The 649-nt window shown below is 44.8% G+C and carries 1 protein-coding gene; it reads right to left on the bottom strand.

Annotation, left to right across the window (positions count from 1 at the left end):
- Positions 1 to 268: 268 nt before the first annotated feature.
- Positions 269 to 649, bottom strand: a 381-nt coding sequence (locus tag P1P89_23300) for an ORF6N domain-containing protein (GenBank protein ID MDF1594449.1), incomplete at its 5' end; no start/stop codon positions are given.

Here is a 649-nt window from a genome sequence, read left to right as displayed (position 1 = left end):
ATGTTGACCAGAAACATACATACACCATATATAACACCTCAGACCCCCTGTGTCAAGTGTGTCCAATGATCAGCTTTTCAAAGGGGGAATTTTAAAATCCCTCCCGGCCTCCCTTTGCAAAAGGGAGTGGTTATTTTTGTGCCGACCCTGCAAGAGAGACCCATGCCTTGGCACAGAACCATGCCCTTGTCCTTTTTTAACCTTCAGCCTTCGGCCTATCCACCTTCAGCCTATCAGATAATCCCCCTGGCCGGACCTACTTCAATCATCAACTACTTTTCAAATCTTTCGATTTGGCATAAGCCTTCTGTTTTTCTTTTACGGTAAAACCGATCTTTTTCCTGGGTTTTGCCTCTGTTTCAAGGAGCTGTTTGATTGCCTCAAAGACAACCTGAAACTGCTGGTCATACTTTTTTTCCATTACCTCGATTTTTTTCTTAAGATCGTCATGTGTCGACAGCATTTCCCTGAGTTTGGTAAAGGCTCGCATAATCTGGATGTTTACCTTAATGGCTCTTGTGCTGTTCAGCACACTTGAGAGCATGGCCACGCCCTGCTCGGTGAATGCCATTGGCAGATATCTTGTCCCACCCCAACTTGAGGTCACAATTTGTGACCTCAAGTTTTCGAATTCATCCTTTTGAAGCTC

This window comes from Desulfobacterales bacterium (assembly GCA_029211065.1).
Taxonomy (GTDB): domain Bacteria; phylum Desulfobacterota; class Desulfobacteria; order Desulfobacterales; family JARGFK01; genus JARGFK01.
Note: the sequence above shows the minus strand (reverse complement) of the source record. Positions and strands in the feature narration are given on the sequence as shown.